Here is a 25,966-nt window from a genome sequence, read left to right on the forward strand (position 1 = left end):
GGGCGCAAAGCGCGATGCGGAGGCGGGAATGATCGAGGTGCGCGACGAGGATCGGCTGCGGGTGGTGCGGCTGGCGCGGCCGGACAAGGCAAATGCGCTGACGGGCGCGATGCTGGCGGCGGTGGCCGAGGCGGCGGAAGGGGCGGCAGCGGCGGGCGCGCAGGCGCTGGTGCTGACCGGCGAGGGTCGGGTGTTCTCGGCTGGGGCCGACCTTGAGGCGGCCCGCGCCGGGCTGGCGACCGATCCGGTGTGGGAACGCGCCTCGGGCGCGGTGGCGGCCTTCCCGGGGCTGACGGTGGCGGCGCTGAACGGCACGCTGGCGGGCGGCGCCTTCGGCATCGCGCTGGCCTGCGATTGCCGCATCGCGGTGCCGGGGGCGAATTTCTTCTATCCGGTGATGAAGCTGGGCTACCGGCCGCAGCCGTCGGACCCGGGGCGGCTGGCGGCCCTGGTGGGGAGTGCGCGCGCGAAGATGATCCTGATGGCGGGCGGCAAGATCGGCGCGGATGAGGCGCTGGCCTGGGGCCTGATCGACCGGATCGTGATGCCCGAGGGGCTGATGCAGGCCGCAAGGGACCTGTGTGCCGATGCGCTGGCAGCCACGGCGGCGCATGTCGCGGCGATCAAACGGATGATCTGAGGCGCCCCTTCCGGAAAGGTGGGCGGTTCGGTCATCTTGTCTGCGGCCGCATTCCTTGGCACAGGAAGAAGCAGTTGGGCCAGACCGCAAGGAGCCAGGCATGGGCGACGCGCCGGATTTCGCAGGCCGGGTGATGCAGTGGCTGGAGCAGGCCTGGGCGGTGGCGCTGGGCTGGCTGACCTCGCCGGCGGCCTGGTCTCAGTTCGCGCTGCTGGTCGTGGCCTTCTTGGCGGCCAAGCTTCTGGAACGGAAGATCGCGCCGGTGCTGCGCCGTCTTGGCACGCCGAAGGACGACGACGAGGGCCGGATCGCGCAACTGCGCCGGCTGGCGCTGCGGTTCCTGCCGCTGTTGCTGCCGCTGTTCGCCTATGGCCTGACCGCGGCGGGCGAGGGGGTCACCCGGGCCGCCTTTGACAGCGGAGAGGTGATCGCCTTCGGCAAGCGGGTGTTCCTGTTCATCGCCGCGCGCATCCTGGTGCGCGAGGTGCTGGCGGACGGGTTCCTGCGCATCTTGGGCCGCTATGTGCTGATCCCAGTGGCGGCGCTGTATGCGATGGGGGTGCTGGACGACATCACCGCCCGGCTGGATGCGACGCAGGTCAATCTGGGCAACATCCGGTTCTCGGTTCTGACGCTGATTCGTGGCGCCATCGCCGGGTCGCTGCTGTTCTGGCTGGGCGCCTGGTCGAACCGGCAGTCGGCCGACTTCATCAAGGCCCAGCCGGCGCTGCGCCCGGCGATGCGGGAACTGGCGATGAAGGCGGCCGAGGTGGCGATCTTCGGCGCCGCCTTCCTGCTGCTGATGAGCATCATGGGCATCGACCTGACCGCGGTGGCGGTGCTGGGCGGCGCGCTGGGCGTGGGCATCGGCCTCGGCCTGCAGCAGATCGCGGCGAATTTCGTTTCCGGCATCATCCTTCTGGTCGAGGGCCAGACCACGGTGGGCGACTACGTCGAACTGGACGGCGGCGAGAAGGGCACCATCGTGAAGATGACCGCCCGCGCCTGCGTTCTGGAGACCTTCGACGGCAAGTGGATCGTGGTGCCGAACGAGCATTTCGTCACCACGCGGGTGGTGAATTACTCCGACCAGGGCAGCGCCAACCGCTACGAGGCGGCGTTCTCGGTCAGCTATGAGACCGACATCAACCTTGTGCCCGAGATCATCGAGCGCGCGGTGGCGGCACTGCCCTTTGTGCTGAAGGCCCCCGACGGGCCGGACTGCGAGTTGAAGGGGTTCGGCGAGTCGAGCGTGGATTTCGCGGTGGAATACTGGGTGAACGGCATCGACGACGGCAAGAACAAGTACGGCAGCCCGGTGCTGTTCGCGATCTGGAACGCGCTCAAGGAAGCGGGGATCGAGATGCCCTATCCGCACCGGGTGGTCGAGTTGAGGGGGGGAACCGGTGTCTGACGCCCTGGTCATCGGCGCCGGGCCGGCCGGGCTGATGGCGGCCGAGGAGCTGTCGCGGGCCGGCCGCAGGGTGGTGGTGGCCGAGGCCAAGGCCTCGCCCGCGCGCAAGTTCCTGATGGCGGGGAAATCCGGGCTGAACGTGACCCGCGACGAGGCGCTGGAGGGTTTCATCGCCCGCTATGATGCGGGCTGGCTGGCGCCGATGCTGGCCGAATTCGGGCCTGTCGAGGTGCGCGACTGGTGCCGCGGGCTGGGGCAGGAGGTGTTCACAGGGTCCTCGGGGCGGGTGTTTCCGAAGGCGATGAAGGCCTCGCCCCTGCTGCGGGGCTGGCTGCGGCGGCTGGACGGGGCGGGGGTGGAATTCCGCATGCGCTGGCGTTGGGCGGGGTTTGCCGGCGAAGGCTGGCGGTTCGAGACGCCGGAGGGCGAGCGGGTGCTGACGCCGCGCGTGGTGGTGCTGGCGCTGGGCGGGGCCAGCTGGTCCCGGCTGGGGTCGGACGGGGCCTGGGTGCCCTGGCTGCGTGAGCGGGGCGTGGAGATCGCGCCGTGGAAGCCGGCGAACATGGGGCTCAAGGTGATCTGGTCGCCGCAGATGGCGCGGCACTTCGGGGCGGCGGTCAAGGGGGCCTGCCTGCGGGCCGGCGAGGTGACGTCACGCGGCGAATTCGTGGTCTCGGCGAAGGGGCTGGAGGGCGGTGGCATCTATGCCGTCAGCCGCGCGGTGCGCGAAGGGGCGGCGCTGGAGCTGGACCTGATGCCGGACGTGCCCGAGGCCGAGGTGGCGGCGCGGCTGGCCCGGATGAAGCCCGGCGAAAGTGCCACGAACCGGCTGCGCAAGCTGGGGCTGTCGCCGGTGGCTTCGGCGCTGGTGATGGAATGGGGGCGCGGGCAGCCGCTGGCGGTGGTGAAACACCTGCCCGTCCGCCACGCCGGTCCGCGGTCGCTGGACGAGGCGATTTCGGTCGCGGGCGGGATCACCCGCGCCAGCCTGACCGAGGGGCTGGAACTGCGCGCCCTGCCGGGGGTCTTCGCCTGCGGCGAGATGCTGGACTGGGAGGCGCCGACGGGGGGGTATCTTTTGACCGCCAGTTGGGCCACCGGGCGCTGGGCGGGGCGGGCGGCGGCGCGGGTCGGATAGCGCGGCGGGGGTTTTGCACCCCCGCACCCCCGCAGGATATTTAGGGACAGATGAAAGCAGGGCCCATCAACGGCTGAGGCCGCCGGGCAGGTCGGGCATGTCGAGCGCGCTGAAGCCGTAGTGGCGGAGCCAGCGCAGGTCGGATTCGAAGAAGGCGCGGAGGTCGGGGATGCCGTATTTCAGCATCGCGATGCGGTCGATGCCCATGCCGAAGGCGAAGCCCTGCCACTGGGTCGGGTCCACGCCGGCGGCCGCCAGGACCTTGGGGTGGACCATGCCGGAGCCGAGGATCTCCATCCACTTGTCGCCCTCGCCGATGCGGAGCTGGCCGCCGACGTTGGAATAGCGGATGTCGACCTCGGCTGAGGGTTCGGTGAAGGGGAAGTGGCTGGCGCGGAAGCGGAGTTCGACGCGGTCGACCTCGAAGAAGGCGCGGCAGAATTCTTCCAGCGTCCACTTGAGGTTGGCCATGCTGATGTCGCGGTCGATGGCCAGGCCTTCGACCTGGTGGAACATCGGCGTGTGGGTCTGGTCCATGTCCATCCGGTAGACGCGGCCGGGGGCGATGACGCGGATCGGCGCGCCCTGGGCCTGCAGGGCGCGGATCTGCACCGGGCTGGTGTGGGTGCGCAGCACGTGGGGCGGGCGGTTGTCGCCCGTCGCACGGGCCATGAAGAAGGTGTCGTGCTCTTGCCGGGCGGGATGCTCGGGCGGGATGTTCAGGGCGTCGAAGTTGAACCAGTCGGATTCGACCTGCGGCCCTTCGGCGACCGAAAAGCCCATGTCGGCGAAGATCGCGGTCAACTCGTCCATCACCTGGCTGACCGGGTGGATGGTGCCGACGCGGCGGGGGCGGCCGGGAAGGGTGACGTCGAGCCATTCGGCCCGCAGGCGTTCGTCAAGGGCGGCGTCGCCGAGGGCGGATTTCTTCGCGCGCAGCGCGGCGTCGATCTCGTCCTTCAGGGCGTTGAGGCTGGCGCCGGCGGCCTTGCGGACGTCTGGGTCCATGCGGCCCAGGGTGGCCATCAGGGCGCTGATCTCGCCCTTCTTGCCCAGGGCAGCGACGCGCACCTCTTCCAGCGCCGCCTCGTCGGCGGCGCCGGCAACGGCCCCGATGTATTTGCCACGGATTTCAGTCAGGTCCATCGCGCAAAGCCCCTTGGTCTGGCCGCGACGGGGTTAGCGGGAGACAGGCCGCGATGCAAGGGCCGGGGCAAGGTCTGGGGCAAGGGCCGGGGCAAGGTCTGGGGCGGTCAGCGCAGGTGCGCCTCAAGGAAGTAAAGCTGCTTGTCGAGGTCGGCCGAGACCCCGGTCAGCAGGTCGGCGGTGACCATGTCGTTTTCCTCTTCCGCCGTCTCGATGCCGTCGCGGGCGGCGTTCGAGACCTGGGCCAGGGCTTCGGCAAGCGCCTTGACCACGGCCATGCCGTCACGGGTGGCTTCGGGAAACTCTTTCAGGCGGGTCGCGCCGGCGGCATCGGAGAGGCGGCCACGGACAAAGCCGCCCAGGGCGGCGGTGCGCTCGGCCAGGGCGTCGATGTGGGTGATCAGCACGGCGTGCAAGCTGTCGAAATGCGTGTGCAGGGCGATGAAATGCGGGCCGGTGACGTTCCAGTGCGCGTGCTTGGTGCGCGCGGCCATGTCGGCCAGATCGGCGACAAGAGCGTTCAGCAGCACTTCGACGCGCTGGCGGTTGGGGCGGCCGATGTCGATGCGGGTGGCGGTCTGGGCGGGCATCGCGAGCTCCTTGCTATGTGCGCAGACACAACGGCGGGGGTGCCATCCGGTTCCACGCCGTCATGCGGGCCGGGCCTCTGGGGCATATTGCGCGGCAAAGGCGGCGTCGGCGGGGATCGGGCGGATGATGTCGATCAGCACGCCGTCGGGGCCTTGCAGGATGAAATGGCGCTGGCCAAAGGGCTCGTCTCGCAAGGGCAACAGGATGGGCAGGCCGGCGGTGCGCAGGCGGTGCCATTCGGCATCGACATCCTCGACCTCGAAGTTCAGCAGAACGCCGGTGGCGGTGGCCGAACGGGCGGCGGCGGGAATGGTCGGGTGCCCTGCGGCCAGAATGGCCAGGTTCACTGCGGGGTCATGGGCCGATTGCAGGTGGACGTACCAGTCGGCCGTGAACAGGCGGACAAAGCCGAAGTGGGTGGTGAAGAGGGCGGCTGCGGCGGCGACGTCGGCGCTGGACAGCACGGGATAGACGCTGGTGGTCTGCATGGCTTTCCCTTTCCCTCGGATTCGCATACACTATGCATGTAAATAACATACAGGGTGCATGTATGCAACAAGCGACGCGGGTGCCGAACAAGGATCGGTCAGACCGGATGCGCGCTTTGCTGCTGGCGACCGGGCGACAGTTGTTCACCGCAAAGGGCTATGCCGCGACAGGCACGCCCGAAATCGTGGCGGCGGCCGGGGTCACGCGCGGGGCGCTGTATCACCACTTCGCCGACAAGGCGGCGCTGTTCGAGGCGGTGATCCGGGCCGAGGCGCAGGCGGTGGCCCAGGCCATCGAGGCCGCAGAAGACCAGGGCGCCGATCCGGTCGAGGCGCTGGTTGCGGGCGGGCGGGCGTTCCTGGCGGCGATGGCCTGGCCGGGGCGGGCGCGGCTGCTGCTGGTCGAGGCGCCGGCGGTGCTGGGGCCGGTGCGGCTGGCCGCGATCGACGCCGAAGCCGGCGGGCGCACGCTGGTTCAGGGGCTGCGGGCGGCGGGGCTGAACGGGCCGGTGGATGAAACGGCGCAGCTTCTGTCGGCGGCGCATGACCGGGCGGCGCTGGCAATTGCAGCAGGCGCGGACCCCGGGCCCTGGGCCAAGGCGCTGGAGCGGCTGGTGCGCCGCTGCGTCGCGCAATGAAAAACCCCGCCCAAGGGGGGCGGGGTCTTCCGAAAGCGGTGGCCTGAACGGATCAGGCGGCCAGGGCGGCGCGGGCCTTGTCGGCGATCACGTTGAAGGCCTCGGGCTCATGCACGGCCAGATCGGCCAGGACCTTGCGGTCAACCTCGATCCCGGCCTTGGACAGGCCGTCGATCAGACGCGAGTAGGTGAAGGCCGGGTCGAACAGACGGACGGCGGCGTTGATCCGCTGGATCCAGAGCGCGCGGAAGTTGCGCTTCTTCACCTTGCGGTCGCGGGTCGCGTACTGGTTGGCCTTGTCGACCGCCTGGGTGGCGGTGCGGAAGTTCGTGGACCGGGCGGCGTAATAGCCTGCGGCCTGCTTGATCACCTTGCGGTGACGGGCATGGGTGACCTTGCCGGATTTGACGCGGGACATGTTTCGCTCTCCTTACCGGTTGTAGGGCATGTACTTCTTGACGATGCTTTCGTCGCTGTCGCTGAGGATCATGGTCCCCGTCGACTGGCGCGTGAACTTCGTCGTACGCTTGATCATGCCGTGGCGCTTGCCGGCCACACCGGCCTTTACCCGCCCGCTGGCGGTAAAGGAGAACCGCTTTTTCGCAGCGGATTTCGTCTTCATCTTGGGCATTTCCAACTCCAGTTGCTTCGCGCGCGACTCGGCATGCCACATCCGCCGGCCGCGCGGTTCTTTCCGAAGCCGCCCCTATAGGCGGCAAGCCGGCAGGGCGCAAGAGGCAATCGGGGGGCAATCGCGGGGGTCAGTTCACGTAGCGACCGATTACCGACATCATGGCCGTGGGAATGTCGGCGAAGGTATAGCCGCCGGGCTTATGCGTCAGCGCCGCGACGATCAGCCCGCCGCCGGCGATCAGCAGGATCGACCCCACCCGGGGCGCCCGACCCTCGGTCCAGGCCGACAGCAGCGAGGGAATCGTCAACACCACCAGCAGGATGCCGATGGTCAGGAGCAGGTCGGTATCCATCATGCCTCGCTGAGTGCCGATGCTGCACGTAAGCTTAGCCGGGGTCGACTTTCGAAATCAACCGTTCGTCGCAAGGCGCCACGCGCAGGATGTTCGTTGTGCCTTGAACGTTGAACGGCACCCCGGCGGTGACGACGATGAAATCCTGCTCATGCGCGAATCCGTCGGTCAGCGCGGCATGCACGGCCGACAGGACGGCGCCCTTGAAGCGTTGCTGTTCCGGCACGATCACGCAATGCGCGCCCCAGGTCAGCGCGATGCGCCGCGCCGTCTGAACCAGCGGCGTCAGCGCGATGATCGGCACCTGCGGGCGTTCGCGGGCGACCAGGCCGACGGTGGTGCCGGTCTGGGTAAAGCAGGCGATGGCCTTGATGTTGGTGGCCTCGGCGATTTCGCGCGCGGCCGAGACGATGCCGTCTGCCACCGTCTCGCGCCGCACCACGCGGCTGGCGGCGATGATCGAGCGATAGGTCGGGTCCTTCTCGACCGACATGGCGACATTGTCCATCGTCCGAACCGCTTCGACCGGGAACTTGCCGGCGGCGCTTTCGGCCGAAAGCATCACCGCATCGGCGCCCTCGTAGATGGCGGTCGCCACGTCCGAGACCTCGGCCCGGGTGGGCATCGGGTTCTCGATCATGCTTTCCAGCATCTGGGTGGCCACGATCACCGGCTTGGCAGCGGCGCGGGCGCTGCGCACCAGCTGCTTCTGGATCGGCGGCACCGAATGCACCGGCAGTTCCACCCCCAGATCGCCGCGTGCGACCATGATGCCGTCCGAGACCGCGAGGATGGCGTCGAAGGCCTTGACCGCCGCCGGTTTCTCGATCTTGGACAGGATGGCGGCGCGGCCCTTGGCCAGGGCGCGGGCCTCGATCACGTCTTCGGGGCGCTGCACGAAGCTGAGCGCCAGCCAGTCCACGCCCAGTTCGCAGGCGAACTCCAGGTCCTTGCGGTCCTTTTCCGACAGCGCGGCCAGCGGCAGCACCACATCGGGCACGTTCACGCCCTTGCGGTTCGAGATCGTTCCGCCCACCACCACGGTGCAATTGGCGAAGTCGGGGCCGCAGGTCTTGACGATCAGGCGGATCTTGCCGTCGTTCACCAGCAGTGTGGATCCGGGTTCCAGGGCCGCGAAGATTTCGGGGTGCGGAAGTTGCACGCGGTCGCCGTTGCCGGGCGTCGGATCTAGGTCCAGGCGGAAGCTGTCGCCATCCTCAAGATCATGCGCCCCACCTGCGAAAGTGCCGACGCGCAGCTTCGGCCCCTGCAGGTCGGCCAAGACGCCGATCGGGCGGCCGGTGTCCTGTTCGACCTGGCGGATGATGGCGTGGCGCGCGCGCTGTTCGTCATGGGTGCCATGGCTCATGTTCAGACGGAACACGTCGGCACCGGCCTCGAACAGGGCGCGGATCATCTTGTAGTCGCTGGAAGCGGGCCCGAGCGTGGCCACGATCTTCACGTTGCGGTGGCGGCGCATCTGCCATCCTCCTGCTTGCATTTCGTGTTCATGGTGGGCCGAGGCGCCTTATGGCGCAAAGCACCGCAGCCCGCAACGCGGTTTTGCCTGAGGCTGGCAACTCTTTGGTTTTACCGTGGCAAAGCGCACTTTACGGGGCCGCAGGCTTGGCCTAACTGCGGTTGGCGGGGGTGCGAAGGGGGGGTGGCGGTGGCGTTCGGGATCGAGGGCGAAGGCAGGCCGGGGCGCTGGCTGGTGACCTGCGACCACGCCTCGAACCGGGTGCCTCCTTGGGTGGCCGGGGGTGATCTGGGCCTGCCGGCGGCGGACATGGCGCGCCACATTGCCTGGGACCCGGGCGCCGCGGGGGTGGCGCGGGCGCTGGGCCGGCTGCTGGACAGCCCGGTGATCCGGTCCGATTTCTCGCGCCTGGTGATCGACCCGAACCGGGGAGAGGACGACCCGACGCTGGTGATGCGGCTGTATGACGGGACCATCGTTCCGGCGAACCGGCGGATCACGCCGGCCGAGATCGAGGAGCGGCTGGCGCGGCTGTACCGCCCCTATCACGCCGCCTATGCCCGGCTGGCGGTGCGGCGGCCGGACACGGTGATCCTGGCCATTCACAGCTTTACCCGCTGCCTGGCTGGCCGGCCGCCGCGTCCCTGGCAGGTGGGAGTGCTGTATTCCCACCTGGACGAGCGGCTGTCGCGGCCGCTGATCGCCCGGCTTGCGGCCGAGCCGGACCTGTGTGTCGGCGACAACGAACCCTATTCGGGCCACCTGCCCGGCGATGCGATCGACCGGCACGCCCTTGCAACGGGCCGGATGAATACCTTGATCGAGCTCAGGAACGACCTGATCGTGTCGGCCGAGGGGCAAGAGACCTGGGCGGCCCGGCTGGCCCCGATTCTGATCGCCGCGCTGGAGGATGCCGATGGATGACGCCACCCGCACTGAACTGGAGGCCGCCGCCTTCCGGGAACTGATGCATCACCTGATGATCAAGCGGCCGGATGTGCAGAACATCGACCTGATGAACCTGGGCGGGTTCTGCCGCAACTGCCTGTCGCGCTGGTATCAGGAGGCTGCGGCGGCACGCGGGATCAAGCTGGGCAAGGACGAGGCGCGCGAGATCGTCTATGGCATGCCGTACGCGGACTGGGTGGCGCAGCACCAGACCCCGGCGACGGATGAGCAGAAGGCGGCCTTCGAGGTGGCCTATCGGGAAAACGTCGGCCCGCGCGAGTGACGCCACGGGCTGGCGTTACAGGCCAAGCGCCCGCAGCGACGCGGCCACGCCCACGCCGGCAACGGCGGCGCCCACATCGCTGCGGGTGACGACGGTCAGGCCGATGGCGGCGGCCAGCGCCAGCGCCTCGGTCAGCCCGCCGGCGGCCAGGGCCTGGGCGGTGATGCCGGCCATCACCGCCAGAGGCGTCGCCTTCAGCGCCGCGTCAAGCCGGTTCGACGGCGGCAGGAAGCGCATCGCCACGTAGCCCGCAAGGCGGCAGAACAGGCTGGCGGCGGCCATCACCAGCAGCATCTGCCAAAGCGGCGGGGTCATCTCAGCACCCCCGGCCGGGCGGTCAGCGCGGCGACGGCGGCGCCGGCCAGGCCCGCGGCGATGATGCCCCAGCCGTTGCCGGCCAGCCGGGTCACCAGCAGGGCCGCCGCGGCGCCGACCGCGACCGGCACCAACGCCGCGCGTGACCGCACCATGGCGGCCATCATCGCGGCGGCAAAGCAGGGCAGCATCAGGTCGGCCCCCAGCGCCCTGGGGTCGGGCAGGATGCCGCCGAACAGCACGCCGACCAGCGTGCCCGCCAGCCAGGCGGCGTTCAGCGGCACGCCGGTTCCGGCAAGGTAGGCGCGGTCCTCCTCGCCCTTCTCGGCGGCGCGCATGGTGGCGATCCAGTTGGCATCGCCGATCAGCAGCAGGCTGGCATAGGCGCGCATTGGGCCGGCCTTCGACAGCCAAGGCTGGATGGTCGCCCCGAACAGCAGGTAGCGGGCGTTGATCACCAGCACGGTGGCGGCCAGCGTCCAAAGCGTGGCCTCACCCGCCGGGATCAGCGACATCGCCGCCAGCTGCGCCGAGCCGGAGAACACCGTACCGCTGATCGCCAGCGCCCAGCCCCAGCCAAGGCCCGCCTGCGCGGCGACCAGCCCGAAGGCCACGCCGTAGATGAAGATCGCGGTGCCCAGCGCCAGCCCGACGCGGAAGCCGCGGCGGAAGCCGGCCCAGGTGAACGGAGCGCGCACCCCTTAGACGGCGGCCTTGCGCATCTCGTCCAGGTAGATCTCGCGCAGGCGGGTGGCGACGTTGCCGGGCGTGCCGGTGCCGATGGCCGCGCCGTCGATCTCGACCACCGGCATGACGAAGGCGCTGGCCGAGGTGATGAAGGCCTCATCCGCCTGTTTCGCCTCATCGACGGTGAAGTTGCGTTCTTCCACTTCCATCTGCGCCTCGCGGGCGAACCGCAGGACGGCGGCGCGGGTGATGCCGTGCAGGATGTCGTTCGACAGCGCCCGGGTGATGATCCGGTTGCCCTTGACGATATAGGCGTTGTTCGAGGTGCCCTCGGTCACGCAGCCGTCTTCCACCAGCCAGGCGTCATCGACGCCGGCCGCCTTGGCCATCATCTTGCCCATCGAGGGGTAGAGAAGCTGCACGGTCTTGATGTCGCGGCGGCCCCAGCGGATGTCGGGGATCGAGATCACCTTCCAGCCGGTTTTCGCCACTGGATTGTCGGCAAGCCCGGCCTTGGCCTGGGTGAACAGCACCACGGTGGGCGGCGTGCCCGCGGGCGGGAAGGCAAAGTCGCGGTCGCCGGGGTTGCCGCGGGTGACCTGCAGGTAGACCATGCCCTCGTCGATGCCGTTGCGGGCGACAAGTTCGCGGTGGATGGCCAGCCATTCGTCGGGCGTGTGGGGGTTGGTCATCGCCAGTTCGTCCAGGCTGCGCTGCAGGCGGGCGCAATGGCCGGCGAAGTCGATCAGCTTGCCGCCGAGGACCGATGTCACCTCGTAGACCCCGTCGGCCATCAGGAAGCCGCGGTCGAAGACCGAGACCTTGGCCTCGGTTTCAGGCAGGTAGTCGCCGTTCAGATAGACGGTGCGGGTCATGGATCATCCCCAGAGGGCGGGCGAGGCCGGGTGAATGCAGCGGTCGTCGTAGGTGACCGGGTGGGCGCGGTCTTCCTTCAGATCGGTCGGGCCGTCAAGGTCGGACCAGTCGGCGCCCTGTGCGACCAGAATGGCCGGGGCCATCGACAGGCTGGTCGAGATCATGCAGCCGACCATGACGCGGAAGCCAAGGGCACGGGCGGCGTCGCGGGCGCGCAGGGCTTCGGTCAGGCCGCCGGTCTTGTCGAGTTTCAGGTTCACCACGTCGTAGCGGCCGACAAGGCCCGCCAGCGAGGCCGCGTCATGGGCGGATTCATCGGCGCAGACCGGCAAGGGGCGGGCGATTTCGGCCAGCATCTCGTCGACGCCTTGGGGGAGGGGTTGTTCCACCATCTCGACACCGAGGCGGATCAGGTGCGGGGCGAGGTCGGTGTAGACCTCGGGCGTCCAGCCTTCGTTGGCGTCGACGATCAGCCGCACGCCGGGTGCGCCCTGGCGGACGGCCTCAAGCCGGGGCATGTCGTCGGGGGTGCCGAGCTTGATCTTCAACAGCGCCCGGTGGGCGTTGGCGGCTGCGGCGGCGCGCATCTTCTCGGGCGTGTCCAGCGACAGGGTGAAGGCAATCTCCACCGGCTGCGGCTGGGGCAGGCCGGCGAGGCGCCAGACCGGGGTGCCGGTCTGTTTCGCCTGCAGATCCCACAGCGCGCAGTCCACCGCGTTGCGGGCGGCGCCGGGCGGCAGCGCCGATTGCAGGGCTTCGCGGCTGATGCCGGGCGGCAGGCCTTCGATCTGCGCCGCCACGCTCTCCGGGCTTTCGCCGTAGCGGGCGTAGGGGACGCATTCGCCCCACCCGGTGACGCCGCCGCGGGTGACGCGCGCGGTCAGCACCCGCGCCTCGGTCTTGGAGCCGCGGCTGATGGTGAAGGGGCGGTTGAGGGGGAAGGTCTGGGGCGTGACGGTGATCATGGTCAAGTTGTCGGGGCTTCACGGGCAGCGCGCAAGGCCCGCGCTGCGATGCTGCAGGTGCGAATTCAGGCTTGAAGGCAGCCGCGCAAGAATATATCGCGGGCGCAATCATCCGCGTAACTTGATTGCCCGAAGGAAACCCGATGAGCTTCCGCATCCAGCCTGCCGCCCCGGCCCGCCCCAACCGTTGCCAGCTGTTCGGCCCCGGCTCGCGGCCCGAACTGTTCGAGAAGATGGCGACCAGTGAGGCCGATGTGGTGAACCTGGACCTTGAGGATTCGGTCACCCCGGCCGACAAGCCGCAGGCGCGCCGCAATATCATCCAGGCGATCAATGACATCGACTGGGGCAAGAAGACCCTGTCGGTGCGGATCAACGGGCTGGACACGCCCTATTGGTATCAGGACGTGGTCGAGGTGCTGGAGCAGGCCGGCGATCGCATCGACCAGATCATGATTCCCAAGGCCGGCTGCGCGGCCGATGTCTATGCTGTGGACGCGCTGGTCACGGCGGTGGAACGCGCCAAGGGGCGGGTGAAGCCGATTTCCTTCGAGGTCATCATCGAGACGGCGGCGGGGATCGCCCATGTCGAGGAGATTGCGGCCAGCAGTCCGCGGATGCAGGCGATGAGCCTGGGGGCGGCCGATTTCGCGGCCAGCATGGGGATGCAGACCACCGGCATCGGCGGCACGCAGGAAAACTATTACATGCACCGCGAGGGGCAAAAATACTGGGCCGACCCCTGGCACTGGGCGCAGGCGGCCATCGTCTCGGCCTGCCGGACCCATGGCGTGCTGCCGGTGGACGGGCCGTTCGGCGATTTCAGCGACGACGAGGGCTTCCGGGCGCAGGCGCGGCGGTCGGCCACGCTGGGCATGGTGGGCAAGTGGGCGATCCATCCCAAGCAGGTGGCCCTGGCGAACGAGGTCTTCACGCCGTCGGAAAAGGCGGTGACCGAGGCGAAGGAAATCCTGGCGGCGATGGAGGCCGCAAAGGCCGCCGGCCAGGGCGCGGCCACCTACAAGGGCCGGCTGATCGACATCGCGTCGATGCGGCAGGCCGAGGTGATCGTCCGGCAGGCCGAGATCATCGCCGGGGTCTGAAACGGGAATCGTTGACAGGTTGCCGCAAGTTTGCGCAGCCTTGACGCAAGGAAGCCTGCAAGGCGGGCGTTCGGCAAACACACCCGCGCCGCGACCATGGGGAGAGGAGGCCCCACGCGGCAAATCGGGAGGAGGTGCGCGCCCCGTGGCCCAGGCCGCGGGGCGTTGCCGTTTCCAAGGGGGCGCGGTGCGGCCCGAGTCGGGCTGGTTGCATCCCGGGCGCGAAGGCCGCATCCTTCGGTGCGGTTCCCGGAACGACGGCATGATCCCAGCGCCCTGCGAAACACCTGACTGCCGGCCCGGCCCCGCGGGACGCTGCCCCCCTGCGCCAGGGCCGGGGGAATGAAGGCCCTGGCCATCCGTCCACTGGCCGATTCCGCCGTGACGCTGGAGCTGGCCGATGAAGTGGGCGCCGCCGCCGCGGCCCGGGTCGCGGTCGCCGAGGCCGCCATCCGCCGGGCGATCCAGCTGAACCACCTGCCGGGCGCGTCCGAGGTTGCCGGTGCCTTCTGTTCGGTGACCGTGCACTACGATTGCCTGCAGACCTCGCAGGCCGATCTGGTCGCGGGTCTCCAGCGCCTGCTGGCCCGGCTTGAACCGGCGGACCACCCGGCAGGGCGCAGCTGGCGGCTGCCCTGCTGCTATGATGCCGAGGCCGGCATCGACCTGGCCGATCTGGCCACTGCCCTGGGCCTGCCGGCAACCGAGATCGTCGCGCGCCACGCGACCGTCCGGTTCCGCGTCTATGCGCTGGGGTTCCTGCCCGGCTTGCCGTTCATGGGCGACCTGCCGGCGGACCTGTCGCGCCCGCGGCGGGCCGAGCCGCGGACCCAGGTGCCAGCCGGGTCGGTGGCCATCGCCAACCGGATGTGCGTGATCTACCCCTGGGTCAGCCCCGGCGGCTGGCACATCGTCGGCCAATGCCCGGTTCCGCTGTTCGACATCCGCCGCCCGGTGCCGGCCCTGCTGGCGCCGGGAGACACGGTGCAGTTCCGTCCCGTCACCCGCGCCACCGCCGAGGCCCTTCGGCACAGGGCCGAAGCCGGCACGCTGGACCTTGCGGCCCTGTGTGAAGGGGATGCCGATGCCTAGCCTGCGGGTGCTGGTGTCCGGGGCCCGGACCATGGTGCAGGATCAGGGCTTTCGCAATGCGCGGTCGCTGGGTGTGCCCGGCTGCGGCGTCCTTGACCGCGAGGCGCTGCAGCTGGTCAACGCGCTGGTCGGGAACCCGCCCACAACCGAGGCGCTGGAGGTGGCGCTGCTGTCGCCGGTGCTCAGGGCCGAAGGCGGCGCCGTCCGCCTGGCCCTGAGCGGCACGCTGCGCGGGCGGGTGCAAGGCCAGGACGGAGGGTCCCGAACGGTGCCGCCCTGGACGGCAACCAGTCTTGCCGCGGGCGAGACACTGCACCTGGCACCGCCCGACCGCGGCGGAACGGGGCTGATCGCCGTGCGGGGCGGCTTCGACCTACCGATGGTTCTGGGCAGCCGGTCAACCTGCCAGAGGGCCGGGTTCGGCGGCTTTCACGGACGCGCGCTGCAGGTCGCGGACGTGCTGACCCTGGCCGCAGGGGAGGCAGCGCCCGAGACCCAGGACCTGGTCCTGACCGATGCGCCGCGGCGGGCGCCGGGGCCGATCCGCGTGGTTCCCGGCCCCCAGTCCGAATGGTTCCCGGCGGCCGAGTTCGACCGCTTCCTTGGCGGACCCTACCAGGTGTCGCCGCGCTGCGACCGCATGGGACTGCGGCTTGACGGGCCGGCGCTGAGCTTTGCGCCGGGCCGCGGCGGCGACATCATCTCGGACGGCATCACGCCTGGCGCGGTCCAGGTCCCGGGCAACGGCCTGCCCATCGTGCTCTTGGCCGACGCACAGACCACCGGTGGCTATCCGAAGATCGCGACCGTGATCGGCCTCGATCTGCCCCGGCTTTGCGCGCTTGGCCCCGGCGACAGCCTGCGCTTCGCGGCGATCACCGTGGCGCAGGCCGAAGCCCTGGCCCGCGCGCGGCTCAACGAATTGCTGCGCGCCGTGGCCAGCATCGGGCCGCCGCCGGGCGCTGCCACCTGGACCGAAGGGCTGTCGCGCGCCAACCTGATCGGCGGCATTGTCGACATGGGGCGGCCGGACCATTTTCCCGGCCACCTGCCGGAGGATGAGAGGAAGGACCCGACATGCGGCTGAACCTCAATGCCGATCTGGGCGAAAGCTGGGGCGCCTATGCCATGGGCAACGACCGCGCCATGCTGGAGATCGTCGCCAGTGCCAACATCGCCTGCGGCCTGCACGGCGGCGAGCCCCGGGTGATGCAGGAAACCCTGCGACTGGCCCGCGGCCAATCGGTCAGCGTCGGGGCGCATCCGGGCTATGCCGACCTTTACGGCTTCGGCCGGCGACCTCAGAGCCTGTCCGAGGACGATCTGGCGGCGCTGGTCGCCTATCAGATCGGCGCCCTGGCGGCGATTGCAGGCAGCGAGGGCTGGCCAATCACCCATGTGAAGCCGCATGGGGCGCTGAACAACCAGGCCTTTGCCGATCTGGGCATGGCTCGGATCATCGCCCGCACGATCCAGCGTTTCGATCCGGCACTGATCCTTCTGGCGCCGGTCTTTTCACAACTGGCGCGCGCCGGACAGGAGGCCGGACTTCGTGTGGCGCTTGAGGTCTTTGCCGACCGCACTTACGAGGCGGACGGCCAGCTGACGCCGCGCGGCGTTCCGGGTGCGGTTCTGCACGATCCCGCAGCCGCCCGCGACCATGTGCTGGCGATGGTGGACCGGGCCGGCGTCACCGTGCGCGACGGCAACATTCTGGAAACCCCGTTCCACAGCATTTGCGTTCATGGCGACGGCGACGCGGCGGTCTCGATCGCGCGCGCGGTGCGCCAGGCCCTGGAAGCAGCCGGCCATTCCATCCTTCCAATCCCGGCGCTGGTGGCGTGATCGCCGCGGCCATGCGACGGACAGGGCATCGTTTCGGCAACAGAAGGATCAAGAACGGGACACAGACTCTTGGATGGACAGCAAATCATTGCTACAACACAAATTGAAAACGATGGCGGACGAGGGGAATGATGCGGCTTTCGTGCCCGAACTGCGACGCGCAGTACGAGGTGCCCGAGGACGCCATTCCCCTGGGCGGCCGCGATGTGCAGTGCTCGAACTGCGGGCACACCTGGTTTCAGCGTCCGCTCGAGGCCGAAGAGACGCAGCCTGAAGCGGCTGGGGCCGAAGCGGCCGCCCCCGCAAGTGACACCCTGACCGCAGCTGTTGCCGCCCCTGCCGAAGCGGTTGAAACACCGCCCGAGCCGGAGCGCGTGCCCGCTGTCGAGCCTGTGCCCGAACCGGCGCCAGAACCGGCGCCCGAGACTGTGTCCGAACTGGAGCCCGAGCCTGTGCCCGAACCGGCGGCCGAGGTCCTGGCGGATGTCGCCTCGGCAACGGCCCCGGCCGGTGACGATGCAGTGGATGCGGCACCCGCGGCCGATCCCGAAGCCGCCGCGGTGGCGGCGCTGCTTGCCGGCCCGGTCGAGGACACGCCGCCTGCCGCGCCTGCGGCGGTGCTGGCGGACGATCCCGAGACCGAGGCGGACGAGCCGCCGGATGTGCTGGCGGCCAGGCCGGAGATGGACGACGCGGTGTTGTCGATCCTGCGCGAAGAGGCCGAGCGGGAGACCGAAGCGCGCCGCCACGAGGCGCAGAGAGAGGAGAGCCGGCGGGCCGATGCCGAGGGGCAGATGCAGACGCAGCCCGATCTTGGCGTCGAGGCGGCCGGCTCGGCGATGAGCGTGGCGCAGCGCCGACTGGCGATGCTGAAGGGCGAAGACCCGGATTCGCCGATCCCGCCGCAGGCCAAGCCGGCCGCGCGGCGCGACCTTCTGCCCGACGTCGAAGAAATCAACTCGACCCTGCAGCCAAGCGAAGAGACGATCGACCCGGATGCCGCGGTGGACGCCCTGCCCGACCTGACCAGAGGCGGGTTCCGCAGCGGCTTTGTGCTGATGGTCTTCCTGGCCGTGGTGGCCGCGGCGCTGTATGTGATGTCGCCCAGGCTGATCGCGGCCATCCCCAGCCTTGACGGCGCCCTGACCAGCTATGTGGGGTTTGTCGATGGCCTGCGCGGCGGGCTTGACCGGTTGATGGACAGTGCGACGCGGATGCTGACCGGCGGCAACTGACTCCCCCGCGGGTGGCGTCGGTTCAGAACATGTCCAGCAGGCGCTTGAGGTAGTCCAGCTCTTCCGTGGGCCGTTCGGCTTGCCCCGAGCGGCGACGAATCTCGTCCAGCAGGTCCTGCGCGCGCTTGTCGGGGTCGTTCTGGACCATGTTCTTGTCCGAACCGATGCGCGCGGCATCACCCGGTTCGCGGCCCAGCGGATCGCGGCCGGACGGATCGGCGCGGCCGGCCTCTTGCGTGCCGCCGTTTTCCTGGCCCTCGCGCTGTTCCTGCGCCAGCGCCTCGCCAAAGTCCTTCAGGCCCTCGCGCATGGCTTCCATCGCGTCGGCCTGGTTGTCCAGCGCGCCGTCAAGGTCGCCCTCTTCCAGCGCCCGTTCGGCCTGGCGCATCGCCTCTTCGGCGCGGTCCAGCGCGTCGCGGCCGGCCTCGCCCTGTTCGGTGCCGTCGCCAGGCAACTGGCGTTCCTGCAACTCGTCCAGCCGGTCGCGCAATTCGCGCTGACGGTCGGACAGGTCGCCCGGGTCCTGCCCCGGCTCCTGGCCCGGTTCCTGTCCGGGCTGGCCGCCGTTCTGGCCTTCCTGCAGGTCGCGCCAGGCGTCATCCGACAGGTCTTGCTGATCGCGCAGCGTATCGCCCAGGTCGCGCATGGCCTGTTGGCCGGGGCCGCCCTGGCCTTCGCCGCCCTGACCCTGGCCCTGGGTCACCTGCAGGTTCTCCATCAGCTGGCGCAGCTGTTCCATCAGCGCCATGGCCTCGGCGGTCTTGCCTTCTTCCATCAGGCGCTGGATCTCGTCCAGCATCTGCTGCAACTGGTCGCCGGTGATCTCCTGGCCCTCCTGGCCCGGCATCTGCTCTTGCGGGTTGCGCTGCGCTTCTTCGCCCAGTTCGCGGGTATAGTCCCGCATCGCCTGCTGCATTTCCTTCATCAGTTCGTCGATTTCTTCCGGCGAGGCGCCGTTCTTGATGGCTTCCTCAAGCCGGTCCTGCGCGCGCTGCAGCCGGTCATAGGCGCTGTTCAGATCGCCTTCCTCGAACATCAGGGCGATGGTCCACAGCTCTTCGGCCATCGCATCGCGGCCCTCGGTGGTCAGGGCACCGGCCGACTTGTCCAGTTGCCGCAGCGCCACTCGCAGCCGCAGATGGGCATTTTCCGACCGGACAAAGCCTTCGGGCCGGTGGGTGACGGCGCGCAAGAGGTCGACCACGCGATCGGCGTTGACGCGGTTCCAGATCAAGTCGCGCCGCATCTCGATCACCGCGGCGGCGACCGGGTCAAAGAAGCGGCGGCCGGGCAGGGCCACGGAATAGGGCTTGGCCTCGACCGTCTGGCCGGCGGCATCGGTCACCGCAAAGACCATGGTGACCGGCATGTTCGACAGCACATGCTGCGACAGATCGTCGATCAGGATTTCGCTGAAGTCGGCCCGGTCGCCCTTGACCGGCATCGGCAGGTCAAGCACCACTGGGGCGATGGGTTCGGGGTCGGGCCTCAGCCCGTGGCGGCGGTCGATGGCGGCCAGGTCCAGGCTGATCGTCACCTGCCCGGCCACCACGCCGTAATCGTCGGTGGCCTTGAAGCCCTGCTTGAAGCGCCCGTCCGCTTCGCGCCCGATCTCGCCGGCGATTTCCACTGCGGGCTGGCCATCTGGAATGGCCACGATGTCCCAGGCGCGGCCGCCCTTGCCGTCGATGGCCAGCTTGCCCGACTGGCTGACGGTCAGGTCGGTCAGCGCCGACAGCCCGTCGGGCGGGGCGGCGGCGGCTTGCGGTCTCGCGGGGTCGGCGGCAGGGGGCGGGGTGACCTGGGCGATGGTCTGGTCAACCGTCAGGCTGCCTGTGGGGCCATAGACACGAATCTGGATGCGGGTGCCGACGGGCACCTCGACTTTGCCCTCGGCCAGGTCGTTCAGGTACAGTGTCGGCTTGCCGGTATAGGCGGGCGGCTGCGCCCAGCCTTCCCAGGTGGGGCCGCCGGGCATTGCCTCGGCCGGGGTGGGGGCCAGACCGGCGACCGAGGTCACCCGCCAGAACGAGCCGAAAAGCGCTGCCATGACGGCGGCGGTCAGGGCGACGTAGCGCAAGCTGTAGGGGTCGCGGGACGACAGTTTCAGGTCGGGCGCCACGGGCTTGGCGGTTGCCGCGCGGGCGGCCATGCGGGCCTTGTGGGCCTGCCAGACGGCCAGCGAGGCCGGGTCGTCGGCGCCGATGGCCTGCGTATCGGTCAGCGCGGCGATGGGGCGGCCGGGCAGGGTGGCGTCCAGCCGATCAAGCGCCTCGGCCTCGGTCGGGCGGCGAAAGCTGCGCAAACCGAAGATCAGGGCGACCAGCGCCGCAAGGCCGGCAAGACCGGCGCCGATCTGCACCCAGAGCAGCGGCCCCAGGTCCTGCAGGCCGAAGGCCGCGGCGGCAAAGGCCAGCAGCAGGATCGTCCACAATGGCCAGAAGGCGCGCGACAGGCGTTCGGCCCAAAGGCCAAGCAGGGTCAGCCGGCGGGGCCAGACAAGGGCAGGAAGGGCCGTGTTGTCGGGTCTTTCCGCCGCCATGCCGCCAGATCCCTTTGGCTGCTTGCGCTACAGCCAGGAAGGAAGCTTATCGCGGCCAAGGATTTCGTCAAAGGTCGGCCGTTCGCGAATGACAGCGAATTGATCGCCCTGCACCAAGACCTCGGGGATCAGCGGGCGGCTGTTGTATTCGCTGGCCATCACCGCGCCATAGGCGCCGGCACTGCGGAAGGCGACCAGGTCGCCTTCCGCCAGCAGCGGCAGGTCGCGGCCGCGGGCGAAGGTATCGCCGGTCTCACACACCGGGCCGACCACGTCGAAGGGCTGCGTCGGGCTGCCGGGGGCGGGTTCGGCCACCGGCAGGATGTCGTGGTGGGCGTCATACATCGACGGGCGGGCAAGGTCGTTCATCGCGGCATCGAGGATCAGGAAATCGCGCCCCTCGCCTTCCTTGACGTAAATCACCTGCGTCACCAGGAGGCCCGAGTTGCCCGAGATCAGCCGGCCCGGCTCGATCTCGATCTCGCAGCCCAGATCGCCCAGCGTGCGCTTGATCATCCATCCGTAGTCGGTGGGCAAGGGCGGCGCCTCGTTTGATCGGGTGTAGGGGATGCCAAGCCCGCCGCCGAGATCGAGCCGGGTGATCTGGTGGCCGTCCTCGCGCAAGGCCAGGGTCAGTTCGCGGACCTTGAGGAAGGCGGCCTCGAAGGGGGCAAGGTCGGTCAGCTGGCTGCCGATATGGACATCGACGCCCACCACCTTCAGGCCGGGCAGCGCCGCGGCCTCGGCATAGACGGCGCGGGCCTTGGCGATGGGAATGCCGAACTTGTTCTCCGACTTGCCGGTGGCGATCTTGGCGTGGGTCTTGGCGTCGACGTCGGGGTTGACGCGCAGCGCGATGGGGGCGGTGGTGCCCATGGCGCTGGCGATTGCGGAGATCGCCCGCAGTTCGGGTTCGGATTCGACGTTGAACTGGCGGATGCCGCCTTCCAGCGCGGTGCGGATTTCCGCCCGGGTCTTACCGACGCCGGAAAACACGATGCGGCTGCCTGGCACGCCGGCGGCCTTGGCCCGCAGGTATTCGCCGATGGACACCACGTCCATCCCGGCGCCCAGATCGCCGAGGGTTTTCAATACGGCGACGTTCGACAGCGACTTGATGGCGAAGCACACCAGATGCGGCAGCGGCGACAGCGCCTCGGTGAACAGGCGGAAGTGCCGGGTCAGCGTGGCGGTGGAATAGACGTAGAACGGCGTGCCGACGCTGGCGGCGATGTCGGGGATGGCCACATCTTCGGCGTGCAGGATGCCGCCCTGGTACAGGAAATGGTCCATCGTGCCCCTCGTGCCGGCTGTTGCGGCGGTGTTAGCAGAACAGCCGCGGGGCGCCAACCTGGCCCGGGGCCGGGCGGCTGCGCAGCCACAGATACAGCGGCAGGCCGCAAGAGACGCCAATGCAGAAGGTGGCCGGAATGGCCAGCAGGTTCAGCCAGGCCTTGCGATAGATCGTTTCGCCCAGCACCCAGACGGTCAGGGTGACGGCGGCAATGGTCAGGTCCCAGGTCAGGCCGGTGGTCGAAGCGTTGACATACCAGGCGTCGATCAGCCCGCCCAGGCCGGTGCCGGTTTCCCGCATGTGGCGCAGGAACCAATACATCGGATGGACGGCGCCCCAGATCGCAAGGGCAAGGAATAGAAGGCGCATGGCGGGCTCCGCTGTAGGTTGGCCGGAAGGTAGCGGCGGACGGCCTGGCGTCCAGGCCTAGCGGCCGGCGGTGCTGGCCGAAACGGCCTGGCCGGGCGGCAGCGGCGGGCCATCGGCCCCGCAGGCGGCAAGCAGCAGCGCCAGTGCCGGCAGAAGGCGGGTCATGCGCGCGCTCACGGCGACTGCACGATGATGCCGCCGCCGTGTTCCAGAACCTCGGACATGTCGGCGCCCATCGGGACGGGCTTGGCGGGCATGCCGGAGGCGCAGGCCGCAAGGCAGAGGGCCAGCAGGATGGGGGCTAGGGGGCGCAGGGCGGTCGGGCGGTTCATGCAGGTCCTCATGGCGAATAGGAAATGGTCCCGCCGCCCTCGAGGCCGGCAGAGACGCTGGGATACACCCGGGCGCCATTCGGGCCGATGGAAAGGCCCGCGTTCAACTGCGGGCCGACACAGGCGGCAAGGGCAAGCGGCAGGGTCAGAAGGGCAAGGCGCATGGCTTTATCCTATCAGGGCGCGGGCCGTCACGCCAAGGCCGCCGTCCAGCGGGCGATCTGGGCGCGCACCTGATCGGGCGCGGTGCCGCCGTAGGATGTGCGCGAGCGGACGGAGTTCTCGACCCCCAGCACGGCGAAGACGCCTTCGGTGATGCCGGGGTGGACCGATTGCATGTCGGCCAGCGACAGGTCGGGCAGGTCGCAGCCCCTGGTCTCGGCCAGGGCGACCAGGCTGCCGGTGATGTGGTGCGCCTCGCGGAACGGCAGGCCCAGGGTTCGCACCAGCCAGTCGGCCAGGTCGGTCGCGGTGGAAAAGCCCGAGGCGGCGGCGGTGCGCAGGGTGTCGCGGTTGGCGGTCATGTCGCCGACCATGCCGGTCATCGCGGCCAGACCCAGCATCAGCGAATCGGCGGCGTCGAAGGTCTGTTCCTTGTCTTCCTGCATGTCCTTGGAATAGGTCAGCGCCAGCCCCTTCATCACCGTGAACAAGGCCACCGTGGCGCCCAGGATGCGGCCCAGCTTGGCGCGCAGAAGCTCGGCCGCGTCGGGGTTCTTCTTCTGCGGCATGATGCTGCTGCCGGTGGTCCAGCGGTCCGACAGGCGGACGAAGCGGAACTGCGCGGAAGACCAGATCACCAGTTCCTCGGCAAAGCGGGAAAGGTGCATGGCGCAGATGCTGCTGGCGGCCAGGAACTCCAGCGCGAAGTCGCGGTCGGAAACCGAATCAAGGCTGTTTGCCGTGGGCCGGTCAAAGCCCAGCGCGGCGGCGGTCATCTGGCGGTCGATGGGGAACCCCGTTCCGGCCAGCGCGGCGGCGCCGAGGGGGCATTCGTTCATGCGGCGCCGGGCGTCCTGGAGCCGGCTACGGTCGCGGGCGAACATCTCGACATAGGCCATCATGTGGTGACCCCAGGTCACCGGCTGGGCGGTTTGCAGATGGGTGAAGCCGGGCATCACCCAATCGGCCCCGGCCTCGGCCTGCTTGAGGAACGCTTGCATCAGCGTGGTCAGCCCGGCAACCGCCGCATCGCACTGGTCGCGGACCCAGAGGCGGAAGTCCACCGCCACCTGGTCGTTGCGCGACCGTCCGGTGTGCAGCCGCTTGCCGGGTTCTCCGATCAGCTCGGTCAGGCGGGATTCCACGTTCAGGTGGATGTCCTCCAGCTCGGTGCGGAACCGGAACGAGCCGGCCTCGATCTCTGACAACACCGTGAGCAGGCCTTCCCCGATGGCCTGCGCATCGCTATCGCTCAGAATGCCCGTCGCCGCCAGCATGGCGGCATGGGCGCGCGAACCGGCAATGTCCTGCGCGTAAAGCCGCTGGTCGAACCCGATCGAGGCGTTGATCGCCTGCATGATCGCGTCCGGCCCTTCGGCGAAGCGCCCGCCCCACATCTGGTTGGCGGACCGGGATTTGTCGGAAGCGGTCATCGGAGGGCCTGCGGAATTGGAGACGGCTGTGCGGAAACTGCTCGCGGTGCTTTATACGGCCTTGGCGCTTGGTGCAAACGGGGCCCTGGCCGATGTGGCCGCCCTGCGCGACGGCGACATGAAGAAACTGGCGCTGCATGAAGCAGCGGTGGCAATACCCGAGGTGGCCCTGGTCACGATGGACGATGCGCCGGCCAGCCTGGCGGACTTCCACGGCAAATGGGTGGTGCTGAACTTCTGGGCGACGTGGTGCCCACCCTGCCGGGCCGAGATGCCCAGCCTGGACGCGCTGCAGGCGGCGCTGCCGGACCTGGCAGTGGTGCCGGTGGCAACGGGCCGCAATGCGCCGGAAGGCATCGCGCGGTTCTGGGCCGAGGCCGAAGTGCAGCACCTGACCAGCTTGCGCGACCCGAAATCGGCACTGGGCAAGCAGATGGGCGTTCTGGGCCTGCCGGTGACGGTGATCCTGAATCCCGATGGCCAGGAGGTCGCCCGGCTGATCGGCGATGCCGACTGGTCCAGCGACAGCGCCAAGGCCGTGCTGGCGGCGATGATGGCGGGCAACTGACCGCCGGACATTGCCCCGGGGTCAATGCAATGCGCGTTCGGCCGCCACCCCCAGCCGCAGCAGCCGGTCTTCGTGCCCCGGTGCGGCCATCAGCGAGATGCCGCAGGACGGCTCGCAGGTGGGCAGGGTCAGGGCGCACAGGCCCATCAGATTGCCGATGCGGGTGTTGCGCAGCGCCAGCAGGTTCTCGGTGACGTAGTAATCCTGGTCGGTCATCAGCCGGTCCGCATTTGGCGGCAGGATGGGCGAAGTGGGCAGGATCACCGCGTCAAAGCCCGCCGTGCGGTCGTGCCAGACCCGGCGCAGCACCTCTAGCCGCCGCCAGGCCGCGACATAGTCTGGCGCGGTGACCGCGGCGCCGGCGCGGAACCGCTCAAGAATGCGGGGGAACATCTTTTCCGGCGCCTTCTCGATGGTCGCGGCCCAGATGCCGTAGGCTTCGCCGGTGAAAAGCGGCACCGTCAGCGCCATGGCCTCGGTGACTTCGGGGGCCTTGATCCGGCTGATCCGCGCACCCGCGTGCGACAGCCGCACGCAGGCATCGTCGAACCCGTTGCCGGGGCGTTCGCGCAATTGGTCCAGGGCAACGGTTTCCAGGATCGCCAGCCGCGCGCCGGTCAGGTCGGCGCCCTCCAGGTCGGTGGGGGTGCGGCCCTCCATCGCGCCCAATAGCAGGGCGCAGTCCTCGACGGTAAAGGCGATCGGGCCGACGGTGTCGAAGCGTTCGCACAAGGGAACGACGCCGGTCAGCGGCAGCCGGCCGGCGGTGGTCTTCAGCCCGACCAGGTCATTCCAGGCCGCCGGTATGCGGACCGAGCCACCGGTGTCCGACCCGATGGCGGCCGGCGCCAGGCCGAAGGCGACCGAGGTCGCCGCGCCGGAAGAAGACCCGCCCGGCACCGCCTGGTCATCGTTCAGGCAGGGAGGCGTGGCGGTGACGGGGTTCAGGCCCAGGCCCGAGAACGCCAGTTCCGACATTTGGGTCTTGCCCAGGCAGACCAGACCCGACAGCGTGGCGGTTTCCAGCACCGCGGCGTCGCGCAGCGGAATGCGGTTGCGCAGCAGCGCGCTGCCGGCCTCGGTCGCCACCCCCGCGGTGTCGAACAGGTCTTTCCAGCTGACCGGCACGCCGTCGAGGATGCCCTTGCGCAGGCCGGTCTTTGCCCGGGTAGCGGCACCCATCGCCTCGCCCCGGGCACGCGTCTCGGTGGCGCGGGCATAGATCCGAGGGGCCAGCGGATGGGCGGCGATCTTGTCCAGGAAGGCCTCGGTCAGTTCGACCGGGTTGATGCGGCCCTCGCCGATCGAGCGGCCAAGATCGGCCGCCGACATGTGGAACCAGGTTCCCTTCATCCGTCACCCCGCGTTGCGTCCGGGGACCGTAGCGGCTGCGGGC

30 protein-coding genes are annotated in these 25,966 nt (G+C 69.4%); 12 read left to right on the forward strand and 18 right to left on the reverse strand.

From position 1 onward, the window contains the following. Positions 1–28 precede the first annotated feature (28 nt). The 3 genes from LHP98_RS14885 to LHP98_RS14895 all read left to right on the forward strand — a co-directional run bounded on the left by LHP98_RS14885 (position 29) and on the right by LHP98_RS14895 (position 3,192). Entirely contained in the window at positions 29–640 is a 612-nt protein-coding gene (locus LHP98_RS14885; RefSeq protein WP_227253338.1) for an enoyl-CoA hydratase/isomerase family protein, read from the forward strand. Positions 641–740: 100 nt separating this feature from the next. Further along, positions 741–2,054, forward strand: a complete 1,314-nt coding sequence (locus tag LHP98_RS14890; RefSeq protein ID WP_227253339.1) for a mechanosensitive ion channel family protein — start codon at positions 741–743, stop codon at positions 2,052–2,054. Next, positions 2,047–3,192, forward strand: a complete 1,146-nt coding sequence (locus LHP98_RS14895; RefSeq protein ID WP_227253340.1) for an NAD(P)/FAD-dependent oxidoreductase — start codon at positions 2,047–2,049, stop codon at positions 3,190–3,192. The genes LHP98_RS14890 and LHP98_RS14895 overlap by 8 nt, the downstream gene beginning before the upstream one ends. A gap of 66 nt (positions 3,193–3,258) precedes the next feature. On the opposite strand, the gene pheS is transcribed toward LHP98_RS14895, so the two are convergent. From pheS to LHP98_RS14910, 3 genes are all read right to left on the reverse strand, one after another. After that, complete coding sequence (gene pheS, locus LHP98_RS14900; protein WP_227253341.1) at positions 3,259–4,338, reverse strand: phenylalanine--tRNA ligase subunit alpha; 1,080 nt, start codon at positions 4,336–4,338, stop codon at positions 3,259–3,261. Between the two features lie 107 nt (positions 4,339–4,445). Further along, positions 4,446–4,928, reverse strand: coding sequence for a DNA starvation/stationary phase protection protein Dps (dps, locus tag LHP98_RS14905; RefSeq protein WP_227253342.1), 483 nt, complete (start codon positions 4,926–4,928; stop codon positions 4,446–4,448). Between the two features lie 60 nt (positions 4,929–4,988). Further along, the gene (locus LHP98_RS14910) at positions 4,989–5,417 is read right to left on the reverse strand and encodes a VOC family protein (protein WP_227253343.1); all 429 of its coding nucleotides are present in this window, start codon (positions 5,415–5,417) and stop codon (positions 4,989–4,991) included. A gap of 107 nt (positions 5,418–5,524) precedes the next feature. On the opposite strand from LHP98_RS14910, the gene LHP98_RS19500 reads away from it, so the two are divergent. Beyond that, positions 5,525–6,055, forward strand: coding sequence for a TetR/AcrR family transcriptional regulator (locus LHP98_RS19500; protein WP_264473804.1), 531 nt, complete (start codon positions 5,525–5,527; stop codon positions 6,053–6,055). A gap of 52 nt (positions 6,056–6,107) precedes the next feature. Here the strand turns inward: LHP98_RS19500 and rplT are convergent, their stop codons facing one another. From rplT to pyk, 4 genes are all read right to left on the reverse strand, one after another. After that, on the reverse strand, positions 6,108–6,473 hold the full coding sequence (gene rplT / locus LHP98_RS14920) for a 50S ribosomal protein L20 (RefSeq protein ID WP_227253344.1): 366 nt from the start codon (positions 6,471–6,473) through the stop codon (positions 6,108–6,110). 12 nt (positions 6,474–6,485) lie between these two features. Next, positions 6,486–6,686 (reverse strand): 50S ribosomal protein L35, encoded by a 201-nt coding sequence (rpmI, locus tag LHP98_RS14925; RefSeq protein ID WP_227253345.1) that lies wholly within the window; start codon positions 6,684–6,686, stop codon positions 6,486–6,488. A 130-nt stretch (positions 6,687–6,816) separates the two neighbouring features. Continuing rightward, entirely contained in the window at positions 6,817–7,044 is a 228-nt protein-coding gene (locus LHP98_RS14930; RefSeq protein ID WP_319638955.1) for a hypothetical protein, read from the reverse strand. Between the two features lie 31 nt (positions 7,045–7,075). After that, a complete protein-coding gene (pyk, locus tag LHP98_RS14935; protein WP_227253346.1) occupies positions 7,076–8,521 on the reverse strand; it encodes a pyruvate kinase in 1,446 nt (481 codons plus the stop codon). A gap of 189 nt (positions 8,522–8,710) precedes the next feature. Here pyk and LHP98_RS14940 point away from each other — a divergent pair, with 189 nt between their 5' ends. After that, a complete protein-coding gene (locus LHP98_RS14940) occupies positions 8,711–9,445 on the forward strand; it encodes an N-formylglutamate amidohydrolase (RefSeq protein ID WP_227253347.1) in 735 nt (244 codons plus the stop codon). Continuing rightward, positions 9,438–9,752, forward strand: a complete 315-nt coding sequence (locus tag LHP98_RS14945) for a DUF1244 domain-containing protein (RefSeq protein WP_227253348.1) — start codon at positions 9,438–9,440, stop codon at positions 9,750–9,752. The genes LHP98_RS14940 and LHP98_RS14945 overlap by 8 nt, the downstream gene beginning before the upstream one ends. Before the next feature lie 15 nt (positions 9,753–9,767). Here the strand turns inward: LHP98_RS14945 and LHP98_RS14950 are convergent, their stop codons facing one another. Genes LHP98_RS14950 through dgcA form a run of 4 tightly spaced genes read right to left on the reverse strand, consistent with a single transcriptional unit; the run spans position 9,768 to position 12,595 of the window. Continuing rightward, the gene (locus LHP98_RS14950; protein WP_227253349.1) at positions 9,768–10,067 is read right to left on the reverse strand and encodes an AzlD domain-containing protein; all 300 of its coding nucleotides are present in this window, start codon (positions 10,065–10,067) and stop codon (positions 9,768–9,770) included. Beyond that, positions 10,064–10,765, reverse strand: a complete 702-nt coding sequence (locus tag LHP98_RS14955) for an AzlC family ABC transporter permease (protein ID WP_227253350.1) — start codon at positions 10,763–10,765, stop codon at positions 10,064–10,066. The genes LHP98_RS14950 and LHP98_RS14955 overlap by 4 nt, the downstream gene beginning before the upstream one ends. A 3-nt stretch (positions 10,766–10,768) precedes the next feature. Beyond that, on the reverse strand, positions 10,769–11,629 hold the full coding sequence (locus LHP98_RS14960; protein ID WP_227253351.1) for a D-amino-acid transaminase: 861 nt from the start codon (positions 11,627–11,629) through the stop codon (positions 10,769–10,771). Between the two features lie 3 nt (positions 11,630–11,632). Next, on the reverse strand, positions 11,633–12,595 hold the full coding sequence (dgcA, locus tag LHP98_RS14965) for an N-acetyl-D-Glu racemase DgcA (protein ID WP_227253568.1): 963 nt from the start codon (positions 12,593–12,595) through the stop codon (positions 11,633–11,635). 143 nt (positions 12,596–12,738) lie between these two features. Here dgcA and LHP98_RS14970 point away from each other — a divergent pair, with 143 nt between their 5' ends. The 5 genes from LHP98_RS14970 to LHP98_RS14990 all read left to right on the forward strand — a co-directional run bounded on the left by LHP98_RS14970 (position 12,739) and on the right by LHP98_RS14990 (position 17,870). Further along, complete coding sequence (locus LHP98_RS14970) at positions 12,739–13,698, forward strand: L-malyl-CoA/beta-methylmalyl-CoA lyase (protein WP_227253352.1); 960 nt, start codon at positions 12,739–12,741, stop codon at positions 13,696–13,698. A gap of 342 nt (positions 13,699–14,040) precedes the next feature. Further along, a complete protein-coding gene (pxpB, locus tag LHP98_RS14975) occupies positions 14,041–14,790 on the forward strand; it encodes a 5-oxoprolinase subunit PxpB (protein ID WP_227253353.1) in 750 nt (249 codons plus the stop codon). Further along, positions 14,783–15,877, forward strand: coding sequence for a biotin-dependent carboxyltransferase family protein (locus LHP98_RS14980; protein ID WP_227253354.1), 1,095 nt, complete (start codon positions 14,783–14,785; stop codon positions 15,875–15,877). The genes pxpB and LHP98_RS14980 overlap by 8 nt, the downstream gene beginning before the upstream one ends. Continuing rightward, positions 15,868–16,635, forward strand: a complete 768-nt coding sequence (locus tag LHP98_RS14985) for a LamB/YcsF family protein (RefSeq protein WP_227253355.1) — start codon at positions 15,868–15,870, stop codon at positions 16,633–16,635. Before LHP98_RS14980 ends, LHP98_RS14985 begins: the two co-directional genes overlap by 10 nt. A gap of 128 nt (positions 16,636–16,763) precedes the next feature. Beyond that, positions 16,764–17,870: a zinc-ribbon domain-containing protein gene (locus tag LHP98_RS14990; RefSeq protein ID WP_227253356.1), complete on the forward strand. Its 1,107-nt coding sequence runs from the start codon at positions 16,764–16,766 to the stop codon at positions 17,868–17,870. Between the two features lie 22 nt (positions 17,871–17,892). Here LHP98_RS14990 and LHP98_RS14995 read toward each other — a convergent pair whose 3' ends face one another. From LHP98_RS14995 to argH, 6 genes are all read right to left on the reverse strand, one after another. After that, the gene (locus LHP98_RS14995; RefSeq protein WP_227253357.1) at positions 17,893–20,412 is read right to left on the reverse strand and encodes a TIGR02302 family protein; all 2,520 of its coding nucleotides are present in this window, start codon (positions 20,410–20,412) and stop codon (positions 17,893–17,895) included. Positions 20,413–20,439: 27 nt separating this feature from the next. Continuing rightward, complete coding sequence (gene lysA, locus LHP98_RS15000; protein WP_227253358.1) at positions 20,440–21,705, reverse strand: diaminopimelate decarboxylase; 1,266 nt, start codon at positions 21,703–21,705, stop codon at positions 20,440–20,442. 31 nt (positions 21,706–21,736) lie between these two features. Continuing rightward, positions 21,737–22,075 carry a DUF2834 domain-containing protein gene (locus LHP98_RS15005; protein WP_227253359.1) on the reverse strand — a complete coding sequence of 113 codons (339 nt, stop codon included), beginning with the start codon at positions 22,073–22,075 and terminating at the stop codon, positions 21,737–21,739. A 173-nt stretch (positions 22,076–22,248) separates the two neighbouring features. Beyond that, the gene (locus LHP98_RS15010; protein ID WP_227253360.1) at positions 22,249–22,407 is read right to left on the reverse strand and encodes a hypothetical protein; all 159 of its coding nucleotides are present in this window, start codon (positions 22,405–22,407) and stop codon (positions 22,249–22,251) included. An 8-nt stretch (positions 22,408–22,415) separates the two neighbouring features. Beyond that, entirely contained in the window at positions 22,416–22,571 is a 156-nt protein-coding gene (locus LHP98_RS15015) for a hypothetical protein (RefSeq protein ID WP_227253361.1), read from the reverse strand. 27 nt (positions 22,572–22,598) lie between these two features. Further along, complete coding sequence (gene argH / locus LHP98_RS15020; protein WP_227253362.1) at positions 22,599–24,002, reverse strand: argininosuccinate lyase; 1,404 nt, start codon at positions 24,000–24,002, stop codon at positions 22,599–22,601. Positions 24,003–24,039: 37 nt separating this feature from the next. Between argH and LHP98_RS15025 the strand changes: the two genes are divergently transcribed. After that, positions 24,040–24,570 carry a TlpA family protein disulfide reductase gene (locus tag LHP98_RS15025; RefSeq protein ID WP_227253569.1) on the forward strand — a complete coding sequence of 177 codons (531 nt, stop codon included), beginning with the start codon at positions 24,040–24,042 and terminating at the stop codon, positions 24,568–24,570. A gap of 21 nt (positions 24,571–24,591) precedes the next feature. Here the strand turns inward: LHP98_RS15025 and LHP98_RS15030 are convergent, their stop codons facing one another. Further along, the gene (locus LHP98_RS15030) at positions 24,592–25,923 is read right to left on the reverse strand and encodes an amidase (RefSeq protein ID WP_227253363.1); all 1,332 of its coding nucleotides are present in this window, start codon (positions 25,921–25,923) and stop codon (positions 24,592–24,594) included. Positions 25,924–25,966 lie beyond the last annotated feature (43 nt).

The organism is Rhodobacter sp. Har01 (genome assembly GCF_020564565.1).
Taxonomy (GTDB): Bacteria; Pseudomonadota; Alphaproteobacteria; order Rhodobacterales; family Rhodobacteraceae; genus Pseudogemmobacter.